Source organism: Rhodococcus sp. 05-339-2, from assembly GCF_002258965.1.
In the GTDB taxonomy this organism is placed as follows: Bacteria; Actinomycetota; Actinomycetes; order Mycobacteriales; family Mycobacteriaceae; genus Rhodococcoides.
This window is the reverse complement of record NZ_NOYW01000004.1, coordinates 472,395-497,097: the sequence shown is the minus strand read 5'-3', so window position 1 is coordinate 497,097 and position 24,703 is coordinate 472,395. Positions and strand designations below refer to the sequence as shown.

General features: G+C 60.2%; 21 protein-coding genes. All 21 read left to right on the top strand.

The genetic code is table 11. The annotated features are described in order from the left end of the window. Positions 1–99 precede the first annotated feature (99 nt). On the top strand, positions 100–1,560 hold the full coding sequence (locus tag CH273_RS03400; RefSeq protein ID WP_082322561.1) for a tyrosine-protein kinase domain-containing protein: 1,461 nt from the start codon (positions 100–102) through the stop codon (positions 1,558–1,560). 5 nt (positions 1,561–1,565) lie between these two features. Continuing rightward, positions 1,566–2,810 carry an alpha/beta hydrolase family protein gene (locus CH273_RS03395; RefSeq protein ID WP_032396555.1) on the top strand — a complete coding sequence of 415 codons (1,245 nt, stop codon included), beginning with the start codon at positions 1,566–1,568 and terminating at the stop codon, positions 2,808–2,810. Then, positions 2,807–3,484 carry a YveK family protein gene (locus CH273_RS03390; RefSeq protein WP_052049840.1) on the top strand — a complete coding sequence of 226 codons (678 nt, stop codon included), beginning with the start codon at positions 2,807–2,809 and terminating at the stop codon, positions 3,482–3,484. Before CH273_RS03395 ends, CH273_RS03390 begins: the two co-directional genes overlap by 4 nt. Then, on the top strand, positions 3,481–4,719 hold the full coding sequence (locus CH273_RS03385; protein ID WP_230596904.1) for a lipase family protein: 1,239 nt from the start codon (positions 3,481–3,483) through the stop codon (positions 4,717–4,719). Before CH273_RS03390 ends, CH273_RS03385 begins: the two co-directional genes overlap by 4 nt. Before the next feature lie 16 nt (positions 4,720–4,735). Beyond that, on the top strand, positions 4,736–6,007 hold the full coding sequence (locus CH273_RS03380; protein WP_032397205.1) for an acyltransferase family protein: 1,272 nt from the start codon (positions 4,736–4,738) through the stop codon (positions 6,005–6,007). Positions 6,008–6,011: 4 nt separating this feature from the next. Next, on the top strand, positions 6,012–7,229 hold the full coding sequence (locus tag CH273_RS03375; RefSeq protein ID WP_032396554.1) for a lipase family protein: 1,218 nt from the start codon (positions 6,012–6,014) through the stop codon (positions 7,227–7,229). Then, positions 7,226–8,095 (top strand): sialate O-acetylesterase, encoded by an 870-nt coding sequence (locus CH273_RS03370; RefSeq protein ID WP_230596901.1) that lies wholly within the window; start codon positions 7,226–7,228, stop codon positions 8,093–8,095. Before CH273_RS03375 ends, CH273_RS03370 begins: the two co-directional genes overlap by 4 nt. A gap of 254 nt (positions 8,096–8,349) precedes the next feature. Further along, on the top strand, positions 8,350–9,855 hold the full coding sequence (locus tag CH273_RS03365) for a sugar transferase (protein WP_230596900.1): 1,506 nt from the start codon (positions 8,350–8,352) through the stop codon (positions 9,853–9,855). 51 nt (positions 9,856–9,906) lie between these two features. Beyond that, positions 9,907–10,206 carry a hypothetical protein gene (locus CH273_RS03360; RefSeq protein WP_032396551.1) on the top strand — a complete coding sequence of 100 codons (300 nt, stop codon included), beginning with the start codon at positions 9,907–9,909 and terminating at the stop codon, positions 10,204–10,206. 199 nt (positions 10,207–10,405) lie between these two features. Further along, positions 10,406–11,725 carry a UDP-glucose dehydrogenase family protein gene (locus tag CH273_RS03355; RefSeq protein WP_032397204.1) on the top strand — a complete coding sequence of 440 codons (1,320 nt, stop codon included), beginning with the start codon at positions 10,406–10,408 and terminating at the stop codon, positions 11,723–11,725. Positions 11,726–12,222: 497 nt separating this feature from the next. After that, positions 12,223–13,734: a sugar transferase gene (locus tag CH273_RS03350; protein ID WP_052049838.1), complete on the top strand. Its 1,512-nt coding sequence runs from the start codon at positions 12,223–12,225 to the stop codon at positions 13,732–13,734. A 148-nt stretch (positions 13,735–13,882) separates the two neighbouring features. Then, positions 13,883–14,863 carry a glycosyltransferase gene (locus tag CH273_RS27325; RefSeq protein ID WP_179275412.1) on the top strand — a complete coding sequence of 327 codons (981 nt, stop codon included), beginning with the start codon at positions 13,883–13,885 and terminating at the stop codon, positions 14,861–14,863. Then, positions 14,838–16,085 carry a hypothetical protein gene (locus CH273_RS03340; protein WP_143546171.1) on the top strand — a complete coding sequence of 416 codons (1,248 nt, stop codon included), beginning with the start codon at positions 14,838–14,840 and terminating at the stop codon, positions 16,083–16,085. The genes CH273_RS27325 and CH273_RS03340 overlap by 26 nt, the downstream gene beginning before the upstream one ends. 409 nt (positions 16,086–16,494) lie before the next feature. Then, entirely contained in the window at positions 16,495–17,214 is a 720-nt protein-coding gene (locus CH273_RS28085; protein ID WP_230596898.1) for a glycosyltransferase, read from the top strand. 26 nt (positions 17,215–17,240) lie between these two features. Then, positions 17,241–18,692 carry an O-antigen ligase family protein gene (locus CH273_RS03330; RefSeq protein ID WP_179275411.1) on the top strand — a complete coding sequence of 484 codons (1,452 nt, stop codon included), beginning with the start codon at positions 17,241–17,243 and terminating at the stop codon, positions 18,690–18,692. A 43-nt stretch (positions 18,693–18,735) separates the two neighbouring features. After that, complete coding sequence (locus CH273_RS03325; RefSeq protein ID WP_179275410.1) at positions 18,736–19,749, top strand: acyltransferase family protein; 1,014 nt, start codon at positions 18,736–18,738, stop codon at positions 19,747–19,749. Positions 19,750–19,787: 38 nt separating this feature from the next. Further along, positions 19,788–20,891, top strand: a complete 1,104-nt coding sequence (locus CH273_RS03320; RefSeq protein WP_082322608.1) for a glycosyltransferase — start codon at positions 19,788–19,790, stop codon at positions 20,889–20,891. A 126-nt stretch (positions 20,892–21,017) separates the two neighbouring features. Next, positions 21,018–21,893, top strand: coding sequence for a glucose-1-phosphate thymidylyltransferase RfbA (rfbA, locus tag CH273_RS03315; RefSeq protein ID WP_094631888.1), 876 nt, complete (start codon positions 21,018–21,020; stop codon positions 21,891–21,893). Continuing rightward, on the top strand, positions 21,890–22,474 hold the full coding sequence (locus CH273_RS03310; RefSeq protein WP_032396422.1) for a dTDP-4-dehydrorhamnose 3,5-epimerase family protein: 585 nt from the start codon (positions 21,890–21,892) through the stop codon (positions 22,472–22,474). The genes rfbA and CH273_RS03310 overlap by 4 nt, the downstream gene beginning before the upstream one ends. Positions 22,475–22,685: 211 nt before the next feature. Then, a complete protein-coding gene (gene gmd, locus CH273_RS03305) occupies positions 22,686–23,708 on the top strand; it encodes a GDP-mannose 4,6-dehydratase (RefSeq protein ID WP_032396421.1) in 1,023 nt (340 codons plus the stop codon). Next, a complete protein-coding gene (locus CH273_RS03300; RefSeq protein ID WP_032396202.1) occupies positions 23,705–24,682 on the top strand; it encodes a GDP-L-fucose synthase family protein in 978 nt (325 codons plus the stop codon). Before gmd ends, CH273_RS03300 begins: the two co-directional genes overlap by 4 nt. The last annotated feature ends 21 nt before the right edge of the window (positions 24,683–24,703 follow it).

Below are 24,703 nucleotides of genomic sequence, written 5' to 3'. Positions count from 1 at the left end.
TTGTCACGCTTTCATGCACTCGCAACATCTACGCCGTGCCGAATCGTTCGCTGCGCTTTATTCTTTCCCCTTGACCGATGTCATTCGATAGGAGCACTCGTGGAGATTCGAGAGTACGGGCGAATTCTTCGCGCGGGTTGGTGGATCGTTGCGCTCGCGACGGTCATCGGCGTCGCCGGAGGCTGGGCCTACACGTTCTTCACGACGCCGCAGTATCAGGCGTGCGCCCGTCTGTTCGTCACCACGGAGGGCGGCAGCTCGGTCGGTGAGGCGTACCAGAACAACCTGTTCTCACAGGAACGCGTGACGTCCTACGCCGGATTGGCAACCAGCACACAGGTTGCGCAGCGCGCGATCGATCAGTTGCAGCTGCAGATGTCCCCGGACGAATTGCGTTCGCGCGTCACCGCGACCCCCATCGAGAAGACGGTGCTGCTCGATCTCTGCGCCACCGATCCCGATCCGGCCGTCGCTCAGGTGTTGACCAACGCGGTGGCCGGCCAGCTGACCCAGTTGGTACAGGAACTGGAAACCTCTCAGCGCGGCGGCAGCCCAGCAGCCGGTGCCACCGTCGTGGATCAGGGGGATGTACCGACCTCGCCGATCGGCATGGGCTTGACCACTGTCCTCGGCCTCGGCGCTGCCATCGGCTTCGTGCTCGGCATCGCACTCGCGTTGCTTCGCGGTCTGCTGGATCGTTCGATTCGGGACAGGCCGCGCGCAGAGGAGATTTCGGGTCGCGTCGTCCTCGGCGGCCTCCCGATCGACGCGACGCGACCCAAGGCCGCCGTGGCATCGATGCAGAAGATGGGCGAGCCACTCCGCGCTCTGCGCACCAACATTCGCTTTCTCGGCGGGGGCACTCCTCCTCGCGTCATCACCGTCACCAGTGCGGGCGCGGGCGAAGGACGCACCAGCACCGCCATCGACCTCTCGGCCGTTCTCGCCGAAGCAGGACACCGGGTGCTGCTCGTCGGCGGCGATCTACGCAGCGCAACCCTGGGCACCCGGCTGGGAATCGACCAGAGCAGCGGCCTGTCGACGGTGCTCTCGGGCGAGCACAGCATCGAGGATGCCATCCAGGACGATGTGTTCGGCGGTGTCTCGGTGCTGCCCTCGGGTCCGGTGCCGCCGAATCCGAGCGAGTTGCTCGGGTCGGACCGCGCTCAGGAGCTACTCGAGTCGCTGCGCGGCGAGTACCGCTACGTCATCGTCGATACCCCACCTCTGCTCCAGGTCACCGACGGCGCGATCCTCACCGCATTGTCCGACGGCACACTGGTTCTCGCGCGCACCGGCCGCACGACGCGCGACAAGCTGAGGCGTGCGATCAAGGTGCTCGACGGGGTCGGGGCCACCGTGCTCGGCGTCGTGACCACCTTCGAGCCCGCAGCCCGACGCCTCCTCGGTGGCAGCGCGACGCCTACCGAGAGTGCCGCCGAGACTCCCGCTTCCGCAGAACCGTTCACTGCACCGTCCTCGGCACCTGCCCATTCCACATCGGTCAGGCCGAAGCCGGCGCAGAGCGATACCGCGACCTCCTCGGCGAGCAGAGGATAGTTTCGATGCCAGGTAGGTTCGCGGCACAGGTCGGCGTCGTGCTGACCGCCGCCGCGGTGCTGGTCTCCTGTTCTCAGCAGGCGTCGGTCGTTCTTCCTCCCAACGCGCCAACGGCTCCGGTGACCGCCGAGGCTCCGGCCTCGCAGCCGCCTCCGCCGTCGAATGTCGGTGGCACAGCTCCTGGTTCGCTGATCTCGGCCGAGCCGATCGAGGACATCGCGACCGACATCACCGAGCTCGGTGCCACCGCTACTCGGGTGGTGTATCGGTCGACCTCGGGTGTCACCGGTTCACCGACAGAGGTCTCGGGAACCGTCATCGTTCCGGCCGGTACTGCGCCCGAGGGTGGTTGGCCCATCGTGTCGTTCGGCCACGGCACCACGGGGGTACTCAATGCCTGTGGGCCCTCGTTGTACGCGAACCTGCTCGGCAATGCTCCTATCGTGGCCGCTCTGGCCCTGAACGGGTTCGCGGTGGCGATGACCGACTATCAGGGTCTCGGTACGGACGGTGACTACCACCCGTACCTGGACTCGAAAACGTTCGGCTACAACATGATCGATGCGGTACGAGCGGCCAGGAACTTCATGCCCACGCTCAGCACGCGGTGGGCGGCCTACGGCGTCTCGCTCGGCGGGATGGCCGCATGGGCGGCGAGCGATCGCAACGGTGAGTACGGCGGCGGCCTGGAGCTGGTCGGTACGGCCGCGATGGTGCCGGTGTCGGACATGTCGGGGCTGGCCGACGCGGCCGCGAACGAAACGTTGACTCGTGCTCAGTACCCCCTGTTGATGTACGCGCTGCACTCGTTGGCGATCTCGCATCCCGAGATGAACCTGGACGACTACCGGTCCGGTTTCGCGAAGGAGCGTTGGGACGATCTGCTCGAGTGTGTTCCGCCGGGGTCGCTCGATGTCCCGGAACTGCAGACACAGCTCGAGCCCGCCGATCTGAAGCCGGTGAGCGCCGAGGCCACGGATCGGCTACGCGGCTACCTGTCGGATATGGCGCTGCCGCAGCAGGGTTCGACGACACCGCTGCTGGTCATGTACGGCAGCGAGGACGATCTGATCCTCGAACCGTGGACCGAGAAGGCACTGCAGCGCGCGTGTGACTCCGGAGACCTCGTCGAGTACGAGCTGCATCAGGGCGAGGGGCACGGCAATCTGGACAGCAGCCGATCGCTGCCGTGGGTCAAGGGCATGTTCGCCGGCCAACGCCCGGTCAACACGTGTGAGCTGAACAAATGATCGCGCCGACCGGTGTTCCGACCCTCAAGGACTACGGTCGAATTCTGTTGTCCGGCTGGGCATCGATCCTCGCCGCCGCGGTGCTGTCGGCGGGCGTCGCGTGGTTGGCGACCTATCTCGTCGAGCCCTCGTACACCGCGGTGTCGCGAGTGTTCGTCACCACCCCTGGACCACCGTCGCCCAAGAACTCCCTCGACGGAAACCGTGGAGCGCTGGTTCGCGTCGAGTCGTACGTCGAGCTGGCCACCGGGGAGCAGGTGTTGCGACGCGTCATCGCATCCCAGGACCTGCCCGTCGAGCCCGACGTGCTGAAGCAGGACATCACGGTGGTGCCGAGTCCCGGCTCTGCCCTGATCGACATCTCGGTGGTGAACGCCGATGCCGAGCAGGCACGGGACATCGCCAATTCCGTTGCGGTGCAGCTGATCAAGTTGGTCGGGGAGATCGATCTGGGGGTCGACGGGCCGGTGTCGGTCCTGACTCTGGTGGATGCGGCGACGACGCCGGGTGCGGCCACGACACCGCAGGTCAAGAGCAACGTGATGCTGGGAGCGGGCATGGGGGTCGTGCTCGGCGGCGTATTGGTTCTCGCGCTCGGTATCGCGCGGGATTCGATCGACCATCGCGATCAGGTCGAACATCTGGTCAAGCAGGTCACGGGGGAGAGACGATGACGAACACACGAACGATGCTGCTACGCAGAGCGGCAACAACAGGTGCGCTGGCGCTGGTACTGGTGGCTGCGGGATGTTCTTCGGACGATCAGGCGGTCGATCCGCAGTCCGTCGCCGTCGGGGCCACCCTGTCCGCCGATTACAGCGACGACGGCCCCGGTTCGCTCGAGAGTGCGGAAGAGTTGCTCACCGTGGACCGCCGGGTGAGCGCCATCTCCTCCATCGCTGCTCGAGTGGTGTACACGTCGACGTCCGGGATCGACGGGTCCACCCAACGAGTCTCCGGCACCATCTTCGCCCCGGAAGGGACTGCGCCCGAGGGTGGTTGGCCGATCATCGCCTACGGTCACGGGACCACCGGCGTGTTGAACGATTGCGGGCCGTCGACCGATCCGGAACTGCTCGGAAGCTCGCAGATCGTGGCAGCGCTGGTTCGCTCCGGATACGTGGTCGCGGTCTCGGACTACCAGGGTCTCGGTCTGGACGGCACGTATCACCCGTACCTCGATGCGAGGACCGTCGGGAACAACCTGATCGATTCGGTGCGTGCGGCCCGCAAGTTGGTGCCCGGTACGTCGACCCGCTGGGCATCGTTCGGTGGTTCGCAGGGTGGTCAGGCAGCCTGGGCGGCAAACGAACTCGCGCGCAGCTACGGCGCGGGACTCGACATGGTCGGGTCGGTCAGTCTGGTGCCGGCAGCAGACATCACCGGCCTGGCGGCCGCAGCCGCCGACAGGACACTCACCGACGACCAGAAGCCGCTGTTGCAGTGGGTGCTGGTGGGCCTGTCGCAGGCCCATCCCGAGCTGGATCTGGACGATTATCGCCGCGGCATCGTCGCCGAGAAGTGGGACGAGCTCTCGGCATGCGGGGGCGTCCTCGCGGCCGACCGTACGTCGCTGGCCGCGCAGATCGGCGACGACGATCTGCGGCCGGCAACGCCGGAGGCCACTGCGGTTCTCGAGGGATACCTGCGGGAGATGAGTCTGCCGAAGTCTCCTGCTGCTGCACCGATGCTGGTGATCTACGGCGGTGAGGACACGTTGATCTCCCAGGCGTGGACCGACACCGCCATCGGTGCCGGCTGCGCCGCAGGTGACACCATTCAGTATGTGCTCCAACCGAATTCCGGTCACGCAGACATCGACGGTGCTGCTGCGTTCGGCTGGCTCGGCGACCGGTTCGCCGGTACCGAGGCCGTCAACTTCTGCCCAGCACCACCACCAGCGCCGTGACCTGAAGAAGGTACCCATGACTGCTACTCCAGACAGCACCGCAGCCGCAGCGACTGCGCCCGCGCCTTCGGTGGCCGGTGAGTCCAAGCGTCCCGCGCGCATCGTCGGCCTCGACGGCCCGCGTGGCTTCGCGTGCCTGTGCGTGCTCGCGGTCCACGTCGGTGGCCATTACTCACCGCAGACCGTGCTGACGTACAAGTTGGGGTTGCTGGGGCAGGGCCTGATCTTCTTCTTCGCGCTGTCGGGATTCCTGATCTTCCTGCCGATGGTACGAAAGTTGTTCGCAGGCAAACCGATGCCGAACAACTTCAGTTACGCGATGCATCGCCTGCTCCGAGTGTTCCCGGCCTATCTGTTCATCTTCCTGTTCGCGAACTTCGTGATGCGAGCGGTGTTCGTGGAGAACGCGGCCGTCGCCGAACGGCATTTCACCGACAACGGTCTGGGCATCCTCACCGATCCGCTCACGCTGCTGGCAAATCTGACGCTGCTGCACTCGTACATTCCGAGCATGCTGCAAACCGGGATCAACCCGTCGTGGTCGCTCTCGCTGGAGTTCGCGTTCTACCTTGCGTTGCCACTGCTGACGGGCATCGCGTTCTATCTCCGCAAGCGCACGTCCATCTCGGCACCGGTGCTGGCGATGATCCCGGTGGTGATCATGTTCGTCATCGGTATCACCGGAAAGCTCTACACCGCCTCGCTCGTCGGGCCGTCGGGCATCACCGACCCGAAGTTATTGGATTGGGGTCCCAACCAGGTCGCGGTGCTCAGCCGCAGCTTCTGGTCGCTGGCAGACAATTTCACGTACGGGATGCTCGCTGCAGTGGTGTTCGTCGCCATCGACAACGGGATGCTGAAGGGCGCGATCGCCACCAGGATGCGCTGGTGGACCGGACTCGCGATGATCCCCACCGCCGCGATCTCGCTCAAGCTCATCGACGACAATTCACGCTGGCAGAGCTCCACCGTGGCATTCGGCTCGGCGCTGCTGATCCTGTTCATCATCGTGCCGCTGGCACGTGGGGAGAAGTCGCTGCTCGCCGAACGTGCGGACTGGGCACCGCTGAGCTACGTCGGCATGATCTCGCTCAGCGTCTACCTGTGGCACTTCCCCATCCTGATCATGGTGGGGCGCTTCGGGTGGATGGCCGGGGACAGCCCTCTGGGGCTTCTGCGGAACTTCGTGCTGGTGGGAGCGATAAGTATCGCCTTCGGGTCATTGACCTATCGATTCATCGAGAAGCCCGGTCTGACGTACGCGCGTCGGTTCAAGGCCTCCAAGTAGTGACGTGACGACGACGCGGCGGTGGTTGGCAGCACTGTTGCTGCTACCCCTGCTTTCCGGGTGCGCGGTCGTTGTGCCCGTTGCCGGGCAGGTGCAGGGAGCCCTCGCGGCGGTACTGCGCGGGTCGGACCCCCAACCAATGGTGATCGCGGATCCGGGAACCGGTAGCGGGTCCATCGTCAGTGCCGAGACAATGCCCAATCTGCCGATCCAGGTGCGGCTTTCGGGCGTGAACGCGGCGCGGGTGGTGTACCGCTCGGTGCAACCGGGGGTGGGCGAGCGCGAAGTATCGGGCACGGTGTTCACCCCGTCCGGCGAGGCACCCGAGGGCGGTTGGCCCGTCATCTCCTACGCCCACGGCACCACGGGTATCGAACAGGCATGCGCTCCGTCGCGGTCCGCGTCGCTGCTGGGGGCCTCGGCGCTCGTACAGGGTTACACCACAGCCGGATTCGCGGTGGCCATCACCGATTACGAGGGACTCGGGCATCCGGGTAACCATGCGTACCTGGACAACATCACCGCCGGCTACGACGTCATCGATGCCGTACGGGCACTGCGGACGGTCTTTCCCGATGTGGGTACGCAGTGGGCTGCGTTCGGCGGATCGCAGGGCGGGGGTGCCGCGTGGGCGGCGAACGAACTCGCCGATTCCTACGCTCCCGAGCTGGATCTGGTCGGCGCTGTCGCGCTGGCACCGGGGGCCAACATGGTAGGGCTGGTGGACAAGGCCATCGCGGGAACACTGACCGACGATCAAGGCCCTCTGCTGCAGTGGGTACTGGAGTCGTTGGCGCGACGCGACCCGGCTCTGAACCTCGACGACTACCGCAGCGGCAGGGCCGCTCAGGACTGGGCCGCGCTCACCGGCTGCACGCCGGACAAGGCCGGTGCGCGTGAGGACGCGGTGAACAGGCTCGGCGACAGGGACTTCGCCCCGAAATCCGATGCGGCCGCGGATGCCCTCCGGCGCGCACTGGCGGCGATGGCCGTGCCACAGGGACCGGCGTCGGCACCGATGCTGGTGGCCTACGGTGATGCCGATACGTACATCGATGCGGCATGGACCGACGCGGCTCTCGAGCGGGCCTGCGGGTACGGAGACGTCATCACCATCGATCGTCAGGCGGGCCGGGGGCACGGGGATGTGAACGGCGACGCCGTCAATCAGTGGATAGGGGATCGTTTCGCCGGGGTACCGGCGCAGAACGACTGCACGTGAGTAGGGGGAGCGTCATGGGGTTTCGGCAGAACGCGAAGGTGCGAGCGAAAGACGTCGTGAAGAAGCGTCTCGGACGCGGCATTCCGGTGGAACCGATCGACGAGCCGTATCTGGTGGTTGCCGTGCTGGGCCAGTCCAATGCGCACGGTGCCGGCGTCGGATTGGACGGGGCCGGCCTGGATGCGCCGCATCCACGGGTGCATCAGTGGGCCGCGTCGGGCCGGTCGAAGAACACCATCGTGGCGGGCAGCAATCCTCTCTTTCACGAGGTGCCCTCCAAGGCAGTCGGCTTCGGTCCGACGTTCGCCGCGCACCTCGCCGATGCAACGGGTAGGCCGGTGTTGCTGGTTCCGTATGCTCGCGGCGATTCGGGCTTCGCACGGATCCACGGCATCTCCTGGGATCCGGCCGACACCGGCGCGCGAGTCAATCTGTTCTGGGATGCACTGCAGCGCATCCGAACAGGGCTGGCGACGAAGCCCGGCAACGAGCTCGCCGCGGTGCTGTGGCATCAGGGTGAGAGCGATGTGCCGCTGCTGACCGCGCCGGTGTACGCGGAGAAGCTCGACAGCCTGATCGACACGCTCCGCGGCGAGTTCGGCGACGTTCCGTTCGTGGTGGGCCAGATGGTGCCCGACGAGATCGAATCGGGGGAGGCGAACTACGCCGCCATCGATGCGGTGCATGCCGATACTCCCCGGCGCAAGACGAAAGTGGCGTACGTGCCGGGTCCGCGCGGGCTCTACAACAGCGAGACCGAGAAGATCCATTACAACGGCGAGGGGCAACGGGAACTGGGACGCCGAATGTGGGAGGTCTTCGCAGACATCTCTCCGAACGTACGGCGTTCGACCGACAATGCTTGACACACGAGGTGAATGTGGCACTAATAGGTGGTCGACAAAGGCCGGAATGGGGGCTTCCGGGAGAATTCGGCAACGCGGGGGACGCGTGCGGTTAATGCAGTAGAAACATGTAACGACCTGCGGGTTCTCGCCGATCAACAAACCGTTACCAAGTGACACGATAAGCACGAAAAGATAATCTGCACGACGGGGTGGCACGGAGCTGTGCCGATCACGCAAGGGTTCGGCAACGCGTAAGTACCGAGGGGAAACTAGTGTCAGTCAGCGATCTGGAAGCGCAGAGTTCGGTTGTCTCGCGGCGTGATGCACGACGGTTACGCAGAACGACATCGCGTCGTGAATGGGAGACGCACTACACCGAGGGGCTCCGTGTCACCGATACGGTGGTCGTTCTCGGCGCGGTGACGGTTGCGCAGATCATCCGCTTCGGCGAGATCGATTTTCGTGAACCGTGGTCCGTCATCGGCTACCTCGGGATATCCGGAGTGCTCGCGATTCTGTGGCTGACGTTTCTCGCCATCTTCCGCACCCGTTCGCCACGGGTGATCGGCAACGGCTCGGAGGAGTACCGCCGCATCGTGTCGGCCACGTTCCGGCTCTTCGGAACCATCGCGATCCTCTCCCTGCTGTTCCAACTGGACATCGCCCGTCTGTATCTCGCGATCGCACTGCCCGTCGGCCTGATCGGACTTCTGCTCAGTCGGTGGGTGTGGCGAAAAGTGGTGTCACGCAAACGAGCTCGTGGCGGATACCAGACCTCGGTACTCATCGTCGGCAGCCGCAGCTCGGCTCTCGCCATGGCCAAGTCGTTCGAGCGTTCCCCCGAGGCCGGCTACAGCGTGGTCGGCATCTGCCTACCCAACTACGAGCCCGGCAACGACACGTCCTTCACCGTCGACGGCGTCGAGATCCCGGTGCTCGGTGACGAGCACAGCGTCGTCGAGGCCATCGAGACCTCCGGCGCAGACACCGTGGCGGTGACCGCCACCGAACACATCGGCCATCGCGGACTGCGAAAGATGGTGTGGGATCTGGAGAAGAAGAAGGTCGACCTCGTGGTCTCGCCCGGCGTGGTGGACGTCGCCGGTCCCCGTCTGGTGATGCGTCCGGTGGCGAACTTCCCGCTCATCCATGTCGAGAAGCCGCAATACAACGGTGCGAAGCGATTCGGCAAGACGGCGTTCGACTTCCTGTTCGCCGCCTCGGTCCTCCTGCTGATCTCACCGGTCCTGATCACTCTCGCCGCAATCATCAAGCTCACCAGCAAGGGCTCGATCTTCTACAAGTCCGAGCGAATGGGCATCGACGGCAAGCCTTTCCAGATGATCAAGTTCCGCAGCATGGTGCAGGACGCCGACAAGCGCGTACAGGAACTTGCCGCGCTCAACGAAGGGGCAGGCGGGGTGTTGTTCAAGATGCGCGACGACCCACGGGTCACCCGGGTGGGCAAGGTGATGCGCAAGTTCAGCCTCGACGAGCTGCCGCAGTTCGTCAACGTGCTCAAGCGCGAGATGAGCGTGGTGGGTCCGCGGCCGCCGCTGCGCAGCGAAGTGGAAACGTACGACGGCGACGTGCGTCGTCGACTGCTCGTCAAGCCGGGTATCACCGGGCTGTGGCAGGTGAGTGGCCGATCGGATCTGTCGTGGGAGGAGAGCGTTCGCCTCGATCTCTCGTACGTCGAGAACTGGTCCATGACAGGGGATCTGCTCATCATCGCCAAGACCGCGGTCGCCGTCGCCAAGAGCGACGGCGCGTACTAGTTCGAGGACGCTCACCCTGCGGACGGTCGGTTTTGTTCGTACCATGACGCAATGACACCTGTTTCGGAGAACGGACGTGACGTGACCATGGCGCAGAATACGTTTCACGACTTCTTGGCCGATCGCATCGATGTGATCGCCAAGGTTCACCTGAACAGGTCCACCTCGCTGCACGCGGTGATCTCCGACAGCGTCGATGCCTACACGTCGGCGTTCGCGGAGTACCACGGCACCGACGTCCCCCTGGATCTACTCGCTCCCGAGGTCCGCTCCGAATTGAGCGATTTCATCCACCGCTGCGCCGAGGCCGTCGAAGAACCGGAGAACCCGCAGTTTCCCGTTCGTCGCTGAGAAACCTTCGACTCGCCGGTTGTTCAGCTGGCTCTGTGACCGCAGTCTCCTGGGTGACGGTCATGAACGCCTGTGTTTACTATTCCGGTATGCGCGCGTGACCTGAAGGCGATGTCCTCCAGGCACTTGCTGTGACGGGAAGTCACGGGCTCTTGTCGAATACACCATTGTTCAGAACGACCGACGGGGAATGGAACAAATGCGAATCACAGTGTTCGGTACCGGTTATCTCGGCGCGACTCACGCAGCATGCATGGCCGAGCTCGGCCACGAGGTGCTCGGCGTGGACGTGGACCCGGCCAAACTCGCGAAGCTCGAAGCCGGCGAGGTCCCGTTCTGGGAGCCCGGTCTCGAAGAGGTGTTGCAGCGGAACATCGCGGCCGGCCGCCTCCGCTTCACGGCGTCGTACCAGGAAGCCGCGGATTTCGCGGAGGTCCACTTTCTCGGTGTCGGTACGCCCCAGAAAAAGGGGGAGTTCGCAGCCGACATGAAGTTCGTGGACTCGGTCATCGAGACACTCGCGCCGCTGCTCACCAAGCCGGCCGTGATCTTCGGCAAGTCGACGGTGCCAGTGGGCACAGCGGCACGACTCGGCAAGATCACCCGCGAACTTGCACCGGCCGGCGACGACGTCGAGGTGGCATGGAACCCCGAGTTCCTGCGCGAGGGTTACGCCGTCAAGGACACCCTGCACCCCGACCGCCTGGTGCTGGGCGTGGACCGCGCCCGTCCGGGACGCGCCGAGGCGCTCGCCCGCGAGGTGTACGCGCAGCTGCTCGACGAGAAGATCCCGTTCCTGGTCACCGACCTGGCCACCGCCGAGCTGGTCAAGGCATCGGCCAACGCGTTCCTGGCCACCAAGATCTCGTTCATCAACGCTATTGCGGAGGTGTGTGAGGCCGCGGGTGCAGATGTCACCGTGCTCGCCGACGCCATCGGCCACGACGAGCGAATCGGCCGCAAGTTCCTCAATGCCGGCATCGGCTTCGGCGGCGGCTGCCTGCCCAAGGACATCCGGGCGTTCATGGCCCGGGCCGGTGAACTGGGCGCTGACCAGGCACTGACGTTCCTGCGTGAGGTCGACAACATCAACATGCGACGCCGCACACGGATGGTGGAGTTGGCGCGTGAGGCCTGTGGGTCTCTCCTCGGTGCACGGGTCGCTGTGCTGGGTGCCGCTTTCAAGCCCGATTCGGACGACGTTCGTGATTCACCGGCCCTCAATGTCGCCGGGCAGATTCAGCTCCAGGGTGCCGCGGTCAACGTGTACGACCCCAAGGCCATGGAGAACTCCCGTGCACTGTTCCCCACCCTGACCTACAGCAGTTCCGCGCTCGAGGCCTGCGAGGGCGCTGACGTGGTGCTGGTGCTGACGGAGTGGAAGGAATTCAAGGCACTCGCTCCGAAGGATCTGGAGGGTGCGGTGCGCAGCAAGACTTTGATCGACGGGCGCAACTGCTTGGACCCGGAACAGTGGCGCGCGGCGGGGTGGAATTACCGCGGGTTGGGGCGTCCCTGATCGCAGCGGGCGAGGAGGTTTTCCGAAATTCATTCGAGGGAATGAATTTCGGAACTCCGGGGGCATCTGCGGCGGAATCCAATTTTCACGCCGGTTACCGGCTCGTATCGGGTACTTCGCTGGCTTCTACCTGCGTGCAGAGGTGCTGTGGCCCTTTATCGGCAGTAAGCGCACACTGCGCTATATGATAAACGCCCTAAAAACAACTTAGATACCTGTGACAGGTCACAGTTCACATTCAATCCGCTTGTCGCAGAGCGGTTTTGGGCGGAAAAATTGCTAGCGGAGTTCGATTGTTCTCGCGGATCGCAGCATTACCTTCGATGTGGTAAACAACGTCAATGCTGTTATTGGTTTGTGATCTGTACCGCTCGCGTGGTGGTACATCGAACGGCATGGGACTATTTCAATTCGATACCAGTCGCACAGCGGATGGGTATCGATCGGATTCATCCGCTCGCCGGTGGCGTGCGTACTAGTGCAGAGGAGGAGAGCACGTGGCAACTGTCGGGGCTGCACACCGCTCTCTCTGGGGATCTCCCCGTCGTTCGGACGTGGTGGCAACGCGCACGCTGACGTCGCGGCACGTGTGGGAACGTCAGTACATCGCACGCCTGCGGGTGACCGATGTGTTGGTCGTGATCCTGTCCGTTGCTCTGGCCCAGATCGTGCGGTTCGGCGATGTCGAGACCACCGACTTGCTCTCGACCATGACGTACACCGGTGTCTCCGTCGCACTGGCCGGACTGTGGATCGCGTTCCTCGCGATCTTCCGCACCAGATCGCCTCGCGTCATCGGAAACGGTGCTGAGGAGTATCGGCGCATCGTGTCGGCAACCTTCCGCCTGTTCGGGGTGATCGCGATCGCGTCCCTGCTCTTCCGGATCGACATCGCACGGCTCTACCTCGCTATCGCTCTACCGGTCGGACTACTCGCACTGCTCTTGACCCGTTGGGCCTGGCGCAAGATCGTCACCCGACTTCGCGGGAAGGGCGAGTACAAGACCTCAGTCCTGATCGTGGGAAGCCGCACGGCCGCGGTGTCGATGGCGCAGTCGTTCGAGAAGTCTGCGTCTGCGGGGTACGCGGTGGTCGGAATTTGCATGCCCGGCTACGAGGCTCCGCGGGACGGCGTGGTTCACGTCGAAGGCACCGAGATTCCGGTGCTGGGCGACGAGCACGACGTTCTCGATGCGATCGAAGAATGTGGTGCCGACACCGTTGCCGTGACAGCCACCGAGCACCTCGGCCACAAAGGCATCCGAAAAATGATCTGGGATCTGGAGAAGAAGGACGTCGACCTTGTGGTCGCGCCGGGTGTCGTCGATGTGGCCGGCCCGCGACTCGTGATGCGGCCCGTCGCAGGCTTCCCTCTGATTCACGTCGAGAAGCCGCAGTACAACGGCGCGACGCGCTTCAGCAAGACCGCATTCGACCTGACGTTCGCGGCTCTCGTCCTGGTGCTGATCTCACCGATTCTGTTGGCAGTGGCCGTCGCGGTGAAGGCCACGAGCCGTGGCCCGGTGTTCTACAAGTCCGAGCGCATGGGAATCGACGGCAAGCCGTTCTCGATGATCAAGTTCCGCAGCATGACCGTCGACGCGGACAAGCAGGTTGCGAATCTTCTCGATAAGAACGAGGGCGCTGGCGGGGTTCTGTTCAAGATGCGTGACGATCCGCGGGTAACACCTGTCGGCAAGGTGCTGCGGCGTTTCAGTCTCGACGAACTGCCGCAGTTCATCAACGTGCTCAAGCGCGAGATGAGCGTGGTGGGGCCGAGGCCTCCGCTGCGGCGTGAGGTCGAGACCTACAACGGTGAGGTTCGACGGCGATTGCTGGTCAAGCCGGGAGTCACAGGGCTGTGGCAGGTCAGTGGACGATCGGACCTGTCGTGGGAAGAGACTGTGCGGCTCGATCTTTCGTATGTCGAGAACTGGTCGATGGTGGGAGATCTGTTGATCATCGCAAAAACTATGAAGGCGGTGGTCGGGAGTGATGGGGCGTACTAGCAGCGATGTCGACCCATTTCAGGCGGCGAATCAGGAAGCTCGGCTCGAATTCTGCATTTTGTCGCATTCCATTGCTAGCAACGCAGTTGGGCGCGCAATTGCGTTGAGTCTAGTCGCTGAGCAGGTTGCAGAAACGACTGTTTGGGCTGTGGATGACGGACAGCCGTGGCCAGGGATTGGACAGTTTAGCGTAAACGTAAAAGCGATCAGAAGGGGAGAACTCCCTGAATGGAAACTTCCGCAACCAGGAGTCAAGCGCATTGTCTGGGTTAGTAAGGGTATATCTCCCCTTGCGAAAATTGTCGAAAAGATTCGCGAGGCCGACGATACCGTCATTGTCGTCCTGGATCTAGACGACGATGATGCAGCATTGGCCGCCGACTTCAGATCGACGTCGATCACCAACTGGCTCAGACTAAACCCCGCACGGCGAATGTATCCAGGAAGAATTAGATCTGCGCAGCACAAAATCGCAGATGTCGCAGATCTGTTTACATTCTCGTCCAATGTGCTTGCGTCTAGATTTCCCGGGCATTGGGTGCCAACGGTGAGAATCACACACGCCCGTCCCATCGTCGCACCAGTCCTACCTACTCCTGTTCCAGGACTGGTTAGAATAGGTACATTTGGAACAATCCGGGGACACAAAGGCGCTCGAAGGCTCTCCGAACTAATGGAGTTCAGTGACACACTTGAGCTACATACTTTCAAGAACTCGGGTGTTTCTTTGTCCGCCGCCGCGAGCGAACGTCACATAGAGCACGAGCCGGGCACTCCTCTCTCGGAGGTATACAGTGCTGTGGACGTCGCATATATCCCTATGAGCACCAATTCCGGAGCCGACGTTCAACTTCCAGCGAAACTCATCGATGCTATGGCAATAGGGGTGCCAATTGTTACATCGCCTACGTCAGCCATTGTCGAAGTCGCAGGCGACTCTGTGCATTATGCCAGCCTAACACTCGGCCTCGCCGAGACGATTTCCATTCTAGCTACCGCAGCCGCACGTCACGAACGAAACGCGCACCTCCGGTTTCTGCAGGTGGCTTCTAGTCCGGTCTTGGCAAAAGATCTGATGCTGGCGATCCACGAGATTATATTTCGTGATGGAGCGGCTGCAGATGTATAGGCAAAATCACATCACGCGAGTTGCAAAGCTGGTCCTTCAACCAACCTTGCTAGCGCAGGTGGTGACCGTCTTGCTCGCGTTGATACAGATAGTTATTCTCGCCCGGTTTTTACCGATAGATGATTTTGCCAGGTACGGCGTCCTGACGGCAATCTGGGCCATCGGAAATGCAGTGATAGGCACAAGTGTTGGTGCAAGGGTGGTGCGTACCGCAGTATCTGACAGCGGCAGAATCAGCTTTACGGTCAGAGAAGTCTTACTTATACTCGCAGCCGGTTCCGCGGGCCTCGTGTATGCCTTGGTGGCGTGGAATGATTGGCTTCTAGGTCTCGTATCTGCACTGACAACTGCGTCGTTTGTTATAGCCGAAGCGCGTAGCTCCCTAGAATTGGGAAGGCGTGACTTCAAAAGCTACCTGCTGATCATTTGCTTCAAAGCAACTATTCCTGTGGTGATCATCGCGAGCGCAGTCGTATTTGTCGACGAACTTTCCCTCACGGTTGCGATGTCTGCCATTCTGCTAGCTAACCTAGCCGCATCGGCTATTAGGCCACGAAATGCCTGGTGTTTCAGAATCCTCAAGGACAACAAGGCACCGCTTGAGTGGATTGGTCTATTGAACTTGGGGCTTTGGATCGTGAGCGGCGTTGGCCGTATAGCCATGGACGGATCGGTAGCAGCGGCTGATCTCGCAGTATTCACGCTCTCGTACAGTTTGACTGACCGAGCATTCAGGGCGCTTCAGAATGCCTACATAACGAAGAACATCGCAACTGCATTCTCGGGAAGAATCACGGACATCAAGCCAGTGCACTGGTTAATAACCATCCTCTTATTTAGTGCTTCGACGGCTACGCTTCCCTTTGCTTCGCAGGTAATATCTGACGGCAAGTACGAAACCGCATGGATGCTTGCCGTGTGGATATCGTCGGCGGGGTCATTGATGTACGCCTCCGCGCCGTTCTACCTGCGCGTTATCGCGCTAAACAAGGTAAAGCTGGCGGCGGCAGTGTCTCTTACGATTTCTGTCCTATCTGCCGGAGCAAACTTCTGGTTTGTAGGCATATTTGGAATAATTGGATCATCTATAATACTCGCTACTTCTTATGGGCTATGGCTCCTGGCGGTAGCCCTTATCTCGCGAGGCGCAGCATCCAGAAGAGAGCCCGCATCACCGATCGTGGCCGAGACAACGTCTACCCGCATGGCTAGGTGGCAATAAAGTTATGACTCATAATAAGCAGTACCACGCCTTTCCTATGCACGGCAGTGCAAAGCTGGTTAAAGAAGGATTCCGTACCCGTGACGGACACCTTCTGCACTGGATGTCGACGCTGGTCGGAAGCGAGGGGTCGTTTAAGGTTAGATCTCGGCCTGAGCCACTGCCGATTCACGCATCACATGCGTTGCGGCCGCGAATTTCGCAGGACCATGCCAATCTTCACGAGATAAATTCATATTCGCTAAAGCTTCCTAATTTGCGAAACCGCCAGGAGTGGTGGGACCGGTCACGGACTAGCTATCGAAGAGTAGGAGATATCGGGGAAACGGATCCCGTTATTGTGTGGAATCCTTTTGTTGCTGTTTCAAATATCGCTCAGACAGTATTTAATGGTAAGCGGACAGTTGTTATGGATCTGTTGGATGACTGGACCTACCACTATGCCTTCGCATCGATTAAGGACCAAGTCGTGGAGGCATATGCAAGATCATTCGACGGCGCAAATCATGTAATCGCGAACGCAGAGGGGACCGCAGAGCTCGCGCGACGAAACGGCCGTTCGGACGTTCAGCAAATCTTGAACGGAGTTGACCCAACACGGTTCTCGACAGAAAGCCATGCCATAGGTTCGCCTAAAATTGGCTATGTAGGAAAGATCGGACGTAGGCTTGACTTGCAGCTAATTCAGGCCGCGGCCCGCGAACTCCCGCATGTCAACTTTATATTTGCAGGACCAATCTTGGACTCAGAGTATAGGCGTGGCATGCAGAATATCCCCAATATCGACCTTTTGGGAGATATACATTACCGTGATGTACCAGCTTTGCTTCAGACCTTCGATCTCGGGTGGGTGCCTCATCGAGTGGGCGAAGGCGAGGTAGGGGGAGACGTAATAAAAACGTACGAGTACCGCGCCGCAGGTCTCCCAGTTCTGAGCACACCAGTGCAGGGTGCCGGAGAACGGGGTTTGAAGGCGGTAACCGTCATGTCTGCGGAAGAGCACATTCGGGAGATTGCCGGCTTATTCGAACCTGGCCCACGATTGGGTCGAATTCATGAAGAGATTCCGCCAGAGATGACCTGGGAGTTCAAAGCGAAAACGGTGCTCGATCTACTGGACGCTACATGATGCGGCAAAAGCCTCCCCTTGTCGACGTGGTGATTCTGATTTCCGTCGCTACTATCGCCTTGGTCGCGGGTATCGCTTCGGTCACTGTGAGTTTGAGTATAGTTTTGGGTTTTGTCTCACTCTTCGCGCTGCTGGCAATATGGACAATTCGTCAGCAAAGGGTCGACCGCCTGCCTTCCATTTACTATGGTTTCTTCATTTTGTTAGTATTTTCTTCTCTACTTCCGGCTTCGGTGAATCTTCCACTTCAGTTGGCCGCTCTGGGTGGTGCAGTGCTTGCCTGGCTCCTACAGCCTAGGGAGGAAAGGCGTGGAGGACCTGTTGTGGGTTGGGCAATAGCAGTCATTGCATTCTGGTTCTTGCTGATGTTCAACGCAAATATACCGAGTGTGAATGTGGGAATTCTGGGATTCCGGAAGTCGGTCCTTGCGCTTGGTGGGCTAATCCTTGGCTGCTCGATTGCTGCTACACATGTTCGATCAGCTGAGGCGCTAGTAGTAAGAACTCTGACCGCTGGTCTAGCAATTTCAATTATTGGACGACTGTGGTTTCCTGCTCTTGATGACATCGGGGCTGATAAATCGGCGGATTCCTATACCGCGCTGTTCGATGGCGCGCGTAGGCTTCAGGGTATTTTCGCGGGTCCTTTCCATGTTGCAGTTTGCGGTGTTTTCTTACTTGGCTGGTGCCTTGTAAGATTTCGAGGGCACAGGATCGAAGCATCTTTGGTTGGCTTGATTGCAGTCGTTGCGACCTACATGACCCTCGTCAGAACGGCCTATGTCGCTATTGTTTTCTTGGTGCTGGTTTATATCCTGATCTCGCCTCGTTTCGAGAAGTTTCTGGCTAGAGCGGCGGGAGCAATACTGACGTCCGCCTTGCTGAGTTATGTTGTACTGACTGAAGATTCTGGTTTGGCGTCCGTCGCCAGGTCGCTGGGCGAAGCATCGTCTGATGGTCGCTTTTTGAACCGCTTTCCTGAGTACATCGCGTCCTGGAACCTTTTCCTGGCATCACCCCTCTGGGGCTGGGGCGCGGGGAGTGCTGGCGACGTCATGGGCCAGTTCTTCGGTCCGGATGGAGTTCATGTAACGGCGCACAACCTGGTATTTAAAATCATGGTTGAGGGTGGAATAATTGGTCTAATTCTCTGGACGGGCCTGCTATCCGCGGTGATACGTTCGACTGTTGTACGGTCTGAATCGGGTTCGTTTGCACTGATCACGCTCGCCGGACTGACACCGTTTGCACTGACTGGGTCTGCAGTCGAGGCTCTACCGGTTTCGTATGTCGCCTTCTTCGTGGTCGGTCTGGCGATAACAGAAAACCCGCGGCATAGGGACAAATCAATTCGGGGTTTTGATCATTCAGCTGGCTCCAGGAGAGAGGGCGTGCCGGTCGTGGATGTGGATGTCGATTCTGCTGAGAGTCGTCGCGCGGCGGCTCAGTTGGAAAGTAGGAGCTATGGGCATGAGTGAGAAGTCCCGAGGCGTTAGGGGCCATACATCCGAGGCAAGCAGGGTGGAATTTCTGGATGGTGTGCGGGGATTAGCATCATTCCTAGTGTTGATTGGGCACTCTATGGAGGCAGCCGACCCGTGGTGGGGACAGTGGCAGAGTACTCTGAACCTTGGCCGCGCGGGAATTGTCGCATTTTTCTTGGTCAGCGGTTATGTCGTAGCGTTGAGCCTAGGTTTTCAGTCATTACGGGTCTTCTGGATTCGAAGGTTTTTCAGATTGTATCCTATATTTTGGATTACTCTAGCCTTATACATAATTATTGATTGGCCTGCGAGCAGTGAGCGCTATTCGTTTTCATTTGTGACAGTTGTTTTAAATATTCTGATGATTCAAGGTTTCGTCAGCGTAGCGAGCATGCTGTGGCCAACGTGGACGCTAGGCAGTGAACTTGCATTCTATGGGCAGCAGTCTATCTTAAAGTCCTTCGCCAGTCGCTTTTTCTGTCATGTAGGTTGGTTTTGGCTCTTCGTTTTTGGTCTAATGTGCATCTCGACACGGTTCAGCGATTTGGACCTTACCGCTGTATCGCCATTGATGATGTTCACTGCTAGCGTTGGTATTGCCTTTTACCAGAGAGACCAAGGCAAGCCGTCTAACCTTTTGTTGTACTTGTTAGCGTGTGTGATTGTGGTTCCAATTCTTGGTTGGGTGCTTCAGGGGGACTCGGCTGCGTTCCCGTCATCGAATTGGTCGGCGCTTGGTTTCAATGTTTCGTACTTGGCTGGATTGGCGATATTTGTTGCTTTTTACTGCTTGCAGGACAGGTCGATGCCGAGGATTTTAACTTGGTTGGGGTCTATTAGTTACGTGCTGTATTTAGTGCACGCAATTGTCATTCGTGTTCTCGAACGCTTGGACGTCGAAGGCGCGGTAATAGTTTGGATCACGGTTCCAGTCTCGCTGGGCGCGGCTGTAGTAATGCACCGATGGATCGAACTACCATTTATCAGCGTTGGTCGCTCCCTATCCAAGAAACTTGCGAAGGGGAATAAGCGGGACCATGCTGCAGGCTGACTGTGTACATACGCGCCAACATCCAGAGGAGAAGGTTCTTGAAGAATTCCGTTGATATCATCGGTACGCGTGGCTATCCGAGTTACTATGGCGGCTTCGAGACTCTAGTTCGAAATCTGGCACCATATTTAGCTGATCATGATTGGGATGTCACGGTCTACGGTCGGCCGGGCGCTGTGCGAGCGGACGATCCGCTGCGTGACCCAAGGGTGGCGTCGAGGGAATCCTGGGGGGTAGAGTCCAAGTCGCTTTCTACTCTCAGCTACGGTCTGTCGTCCTCGATTAGGTCTGCTAGGAGGAAGCCTGACGTTGCGCTAATTATGAACGTAGCTAATGGCTACTGGCTTCCGTCGATGAAAGTCCGCGGAATTCCGACGGTCGTTAATGTCGACGGGATTGAATGGGAGCGCGAGAAGTGGGGTTTGGCAGCGAAGGGCGTGTTCCGAATCGGCGCCAGTCTGACCGCGAGGTGGGCTGACTACCTTGTCTACGACTCGATTGCTCTTGGCCAGCGTTGGTCCGAAGAATTTGGCCGTACAGGCACCTTCATTCCGTATGGTGGCACAAATCCAGATGTGCTGCCTCCTTCGCATAGTGGGTCGCCGGGTTCGTATGCATTATTGGTTGCGCGATTCGTGCCTGAGAATACCGTTTCAGAGTTTTTTGACGCCGCCGAGGTCATTGCACGATCGCATGACGTAGTCATAGTTGGATCTTCGGGCTATGGTGGTGAGTTTGACCGACGCGTTAAAAATATGGCTGACGGTAATAGTCGCATTCACGCGTTGGGTCATGTTAGTGACGATCGCCGTTTATTTTCACTGTGGCAGAATGCGGGAGCCTACTTTCACGGCCACAGCGTCGGTGGAACTAATCCCGCGCTTGTTCAGGCTATGGCCTGCGGCGCTCCCATTGTCGCAAGAGATACGGTCTTCAATCACGAGGTACTGGCTGATACGGCGGTTTTTGTCGAGCCAAATGGTCATCGTATTGCTGAGGCGATGCTGTCGTTACTGAAAGACCGCCCCCGCCAGTTGGATCTTGGCAACCGGGCCCGCTTGCGCAGTGCGGAAAGATACAGCTGGGATTTAGTCTGCGGGGCATATGAAGACGCGCTCATCGGGGCCATTGGGAAATCTTGATAAATTGGTACTCGATCAGTTTCGGTTTGCATGCCAGATGCATCGCGATTTCGCCGATGGTTGGTCTCTTCCTGCCGGCTAGCTCTCACGATTTGTGTCAAGTTGTAATTGTGCGATAATTTGCTCATGCGGGGAATCATTCTGGCGGGCGGCACGGGCTCGCGTCTTCATCCGATCACGATGGGCGTCAGCAAGCAGCTGGTTCCGGTCTACGACAAACCGATGATCTACTACCCGCTCTCGACTCTGATCCTGGCCGGGATCCGCGAGATCCTCGTCATCACCACACCCCAGGACGCCGACCAGTTCACGCGTCTGCTCGGTGACGGCTCCCAATTCGGCATCGACTTGACCTACAAGGTCCAACACGAGCCCAACGGACTCGCCCAGGCCTTCGTGTTGGGTGCCGACCACATCGGCACCGACTCCGCGGCATTGGTGTTGGGCGACAACATCTTCTACGGCCCCGGCCTGGGCACCCAACTGTCCCGCTTCGACACCATCGACGGCGGAGCCGTCTTCGCCTACGAGGTCTCCGACCCCACCGCCTACGGCGTCATCGAATTCGATGCGAACCGCAAAGCCATCTCCCTCGAAGAAAAACCCGCCGCCCCGAAATCGAACTACGCCGTCCCGGGGCTGTACTTCTACGACAACGACGTCATCGCCATCGCCCGCGACCTGCAACCGTCCGCGCGTGGGGAATACGAGATCACCGACGTCAACCGCCACTACCTCGAGGCAGGCCGCCTCCAGGTCGAAGTCCTCCCGCGCGGTACCGCCTGGCTCGACACCGGCACCTTCGACTCGCTGCTCGACGCCTCGAACTACGTGCGCACCATCGAACAACGCCAGGGCCTGAAGATCGGATCCCCCGAAGAGGTGGCGTGGCGACGAGGATTCATCACCGACGACGAACTGCGCGCCCGCGCGGAGACACTCGTCAAATCCGGGTACGGCCACTACCTGCTGGATCTGATCGACCGAGGACACCGAGCATGAGCTTTCGTGAGTTGAGCATCGCCGGTGCCTACGAGTACACCCCACGCCAGTTCGGCGACGATCGCGGTGTGTTCTTCGAATGGTTCAAAGCGAGCCTCTTCGAGGAGACGACGGGGCGGTCGTTGAACCTGCTGCAGGCGAATTGCTCGGTCTCCGCAGCCGGGGTCCTGCGCGGGATCCACTTCACCACCAACCCACCCGGACAAGCGAAATACGTCACCTGCGCCCGCGGAGCATTCCTCGACGTCATCGTCGACCTGCGGGTCGGATCCCCGACGTTCGGGCAGTGGGACAGCGTGCTGATCGACGACATCGACCGCAAAGCGGTGTTCCTGTCCGAAGGACTCGGCCACGCCATCCTCTCGCTCGAGGACAACTCGACCGTCATGTACCTGTGCAGCCTCGAGTACACCCCGACCCTGGACCGCGACATCAACCCACTCGACCCCGCGCTGGGCATCGACTGGCCCACCACCGCACGCGACGGATCGCCCCTGACCTACGAACTCTCCGACAAGGACACAGCCGCCCCCACCCTCGCCGAAGCACTCGAACGCGGAGACCTGCCGAACTTCTCGTGAGGCTGGAAGCCACTAAACCGAACGGTTTCGGAGAAGTAGCTTTCCGAACAGTCGAAACCCTGGATTGGCTGAGAACGGCGGGCGCTTAGCCCGATTGAGTCCGTAAAATACTGTTGCACAGGGTGATTCCCAGTGTGCGGTTCTCCTGCACCGATGACGGTCCACTTGTACGCTGACCCCAGCATGCATGGTGTGCCTGAACGGAGCAGGTATGAAAAAGGCCTTCATCACGGGAATTACCGGTCAGGATGGCTCCTATTTGGCGGAGCTCCTGTTGTCCAAGGGTTACGAAGTACACGGCTTGATCCGCCGTGCGTCGACTTTCAACACCTTGCGCATCGAGCATCTGTACGTGGACCCGCACGTGTCTGCAGCAAAGCTGTTCCTTCACTACGGCGACCTCAGCGATGGCACACGAATGTTGATGCTGATGGCAGATATTCGGCCCGACGAGGTGTACAACCTCGCTGCGCAGTCACACGTTCGGGTCAGCTTCGACGAGCCCGAACATACCGGCGACACAACAGGAATCGGATCCATACGACTCCTCGAAGCAGTAAGGCTGGCTGGAGTGAAGTGCCGCTTCTATCAAGCATCGAGCTCCGAGATGTTCGGTGCCAGTCCACCGCCGCAGAACGAAGACACCCTGTTCTATCCGCGTTCGCCGTACGGAGCTGCGAAGGTCTACTCCTATTGGGTGACTCGGAACTATCGCGAAGCCTATGGGCTCTTCGCAGTCAACGGAATCCTGTTCAACCACGAATCGCCCCGGCGTGGCGAGACATTCGTGACTCGCAAGATCACTCGGGCGGTTGCGCGAATCAAGGCCGGCGTCGAGAGCCACCTCTACATGGGCAACCTCGATGCCATCCGAGACTGGGGGTACGCACCCGAATACGTGGAAGGGATGTGGCGGATGCTGCAAGCCGATCGGCCTCAGGACTACGTGCTCGCTACCGGCGGTAGCTACACGGTGAAGGATTTTCTGACAGTGGCATTCGAGCATGCGGGTCTCGATTGGCGGCAATACGTGGAATTCGACGATCGCTATCTTCGACCGACCGAGGTGGACGCGCTGGTCGGAGACGCCAGCAAGGCAGAGGAAGAACTGGGGTGGAAGGCATCGGTGCACGCTCCCGAACTCGCGCGCATCATGGTCGATGCTGATTGTGAGGCACTCGCCCACGAAGGACAGCCCTGGATCGACACACCCGCGTTGAAGGACTGGCCATGAGCACACTGGAGTCGACGCAGAGATCCAGAACAATCGATCGTGATGCAACGTTCTACGTCGCGGGCCACAAAGGACTGGTGGGCTCGGCAGTCTGGCGACACCTCGACAGCCACGGCTTCACCAACCTGATCGGAGAGACCTCGACCGATCTGGACCTTCGTGACCGCACTGCGGTGTTCGACTACATCGAGCAGAACAAGCCAACCAACCTCGTACTCGCCGCGGCCAAAGTGGGCGGAATCCTGGCGAACAGCACCTATCCCGTCGACTTCATCTCCTCGAACCTGCAAGTGCAGGTCAACGTACTCGACGCAGCGCTACAGTTCGGTGTCGAGCGTGTCCTCTTCCTCGGCTCGTCCTGCATCTACCCCAAACATGCAGCGCAACCGATCAAGGAGGAATACCTCCTCACCGGTCCTCTCGAGCCGACCAACGATGCCTACGCAATCGCCAAGATTGCAGGAATTCTTCAGATTCAGTCGGTGCGCAAGCAGTACGGACTGCCCTGGATATCCGCAATGCCGACAAACCTGTACGGACCTGGAGACAATTTTTCACCGCAAAGCTCGCACGTTCTACCCGCACTCATACGCCGCTACGACGAAGCGGCAAAGGCGGGGACAGCTGCAGTCACCAACTGGGGCAGCGGTTCTCCCAAGCGAGAGTTTCTTCACGTGGACGACATGGCCTCCGCGTGCCTGCATCTGCTGGACCACTACGACGGTCCGAGTCAGGTCAATGTCGGAACAGGTGAGGATCAGACGATCAAAGAGGTTGCAGAGATGGTCGCCGACGAAGTCGGCTACTCGGGCCGAATCGACTGGGACACATCCAAACCCGACGGCACGCCTCGGAAACTGCTCGACGTGTCGACGCTGAAGAAATCCGGATGGAAACCTGCAATCTCGCTGCGTGAGGGCATAGCGTCGACAGTCCGCTGGTATCGGGAGAACGTCGATCGCATACGGCAGTAGTCATCCACTCGTGCAAGACAG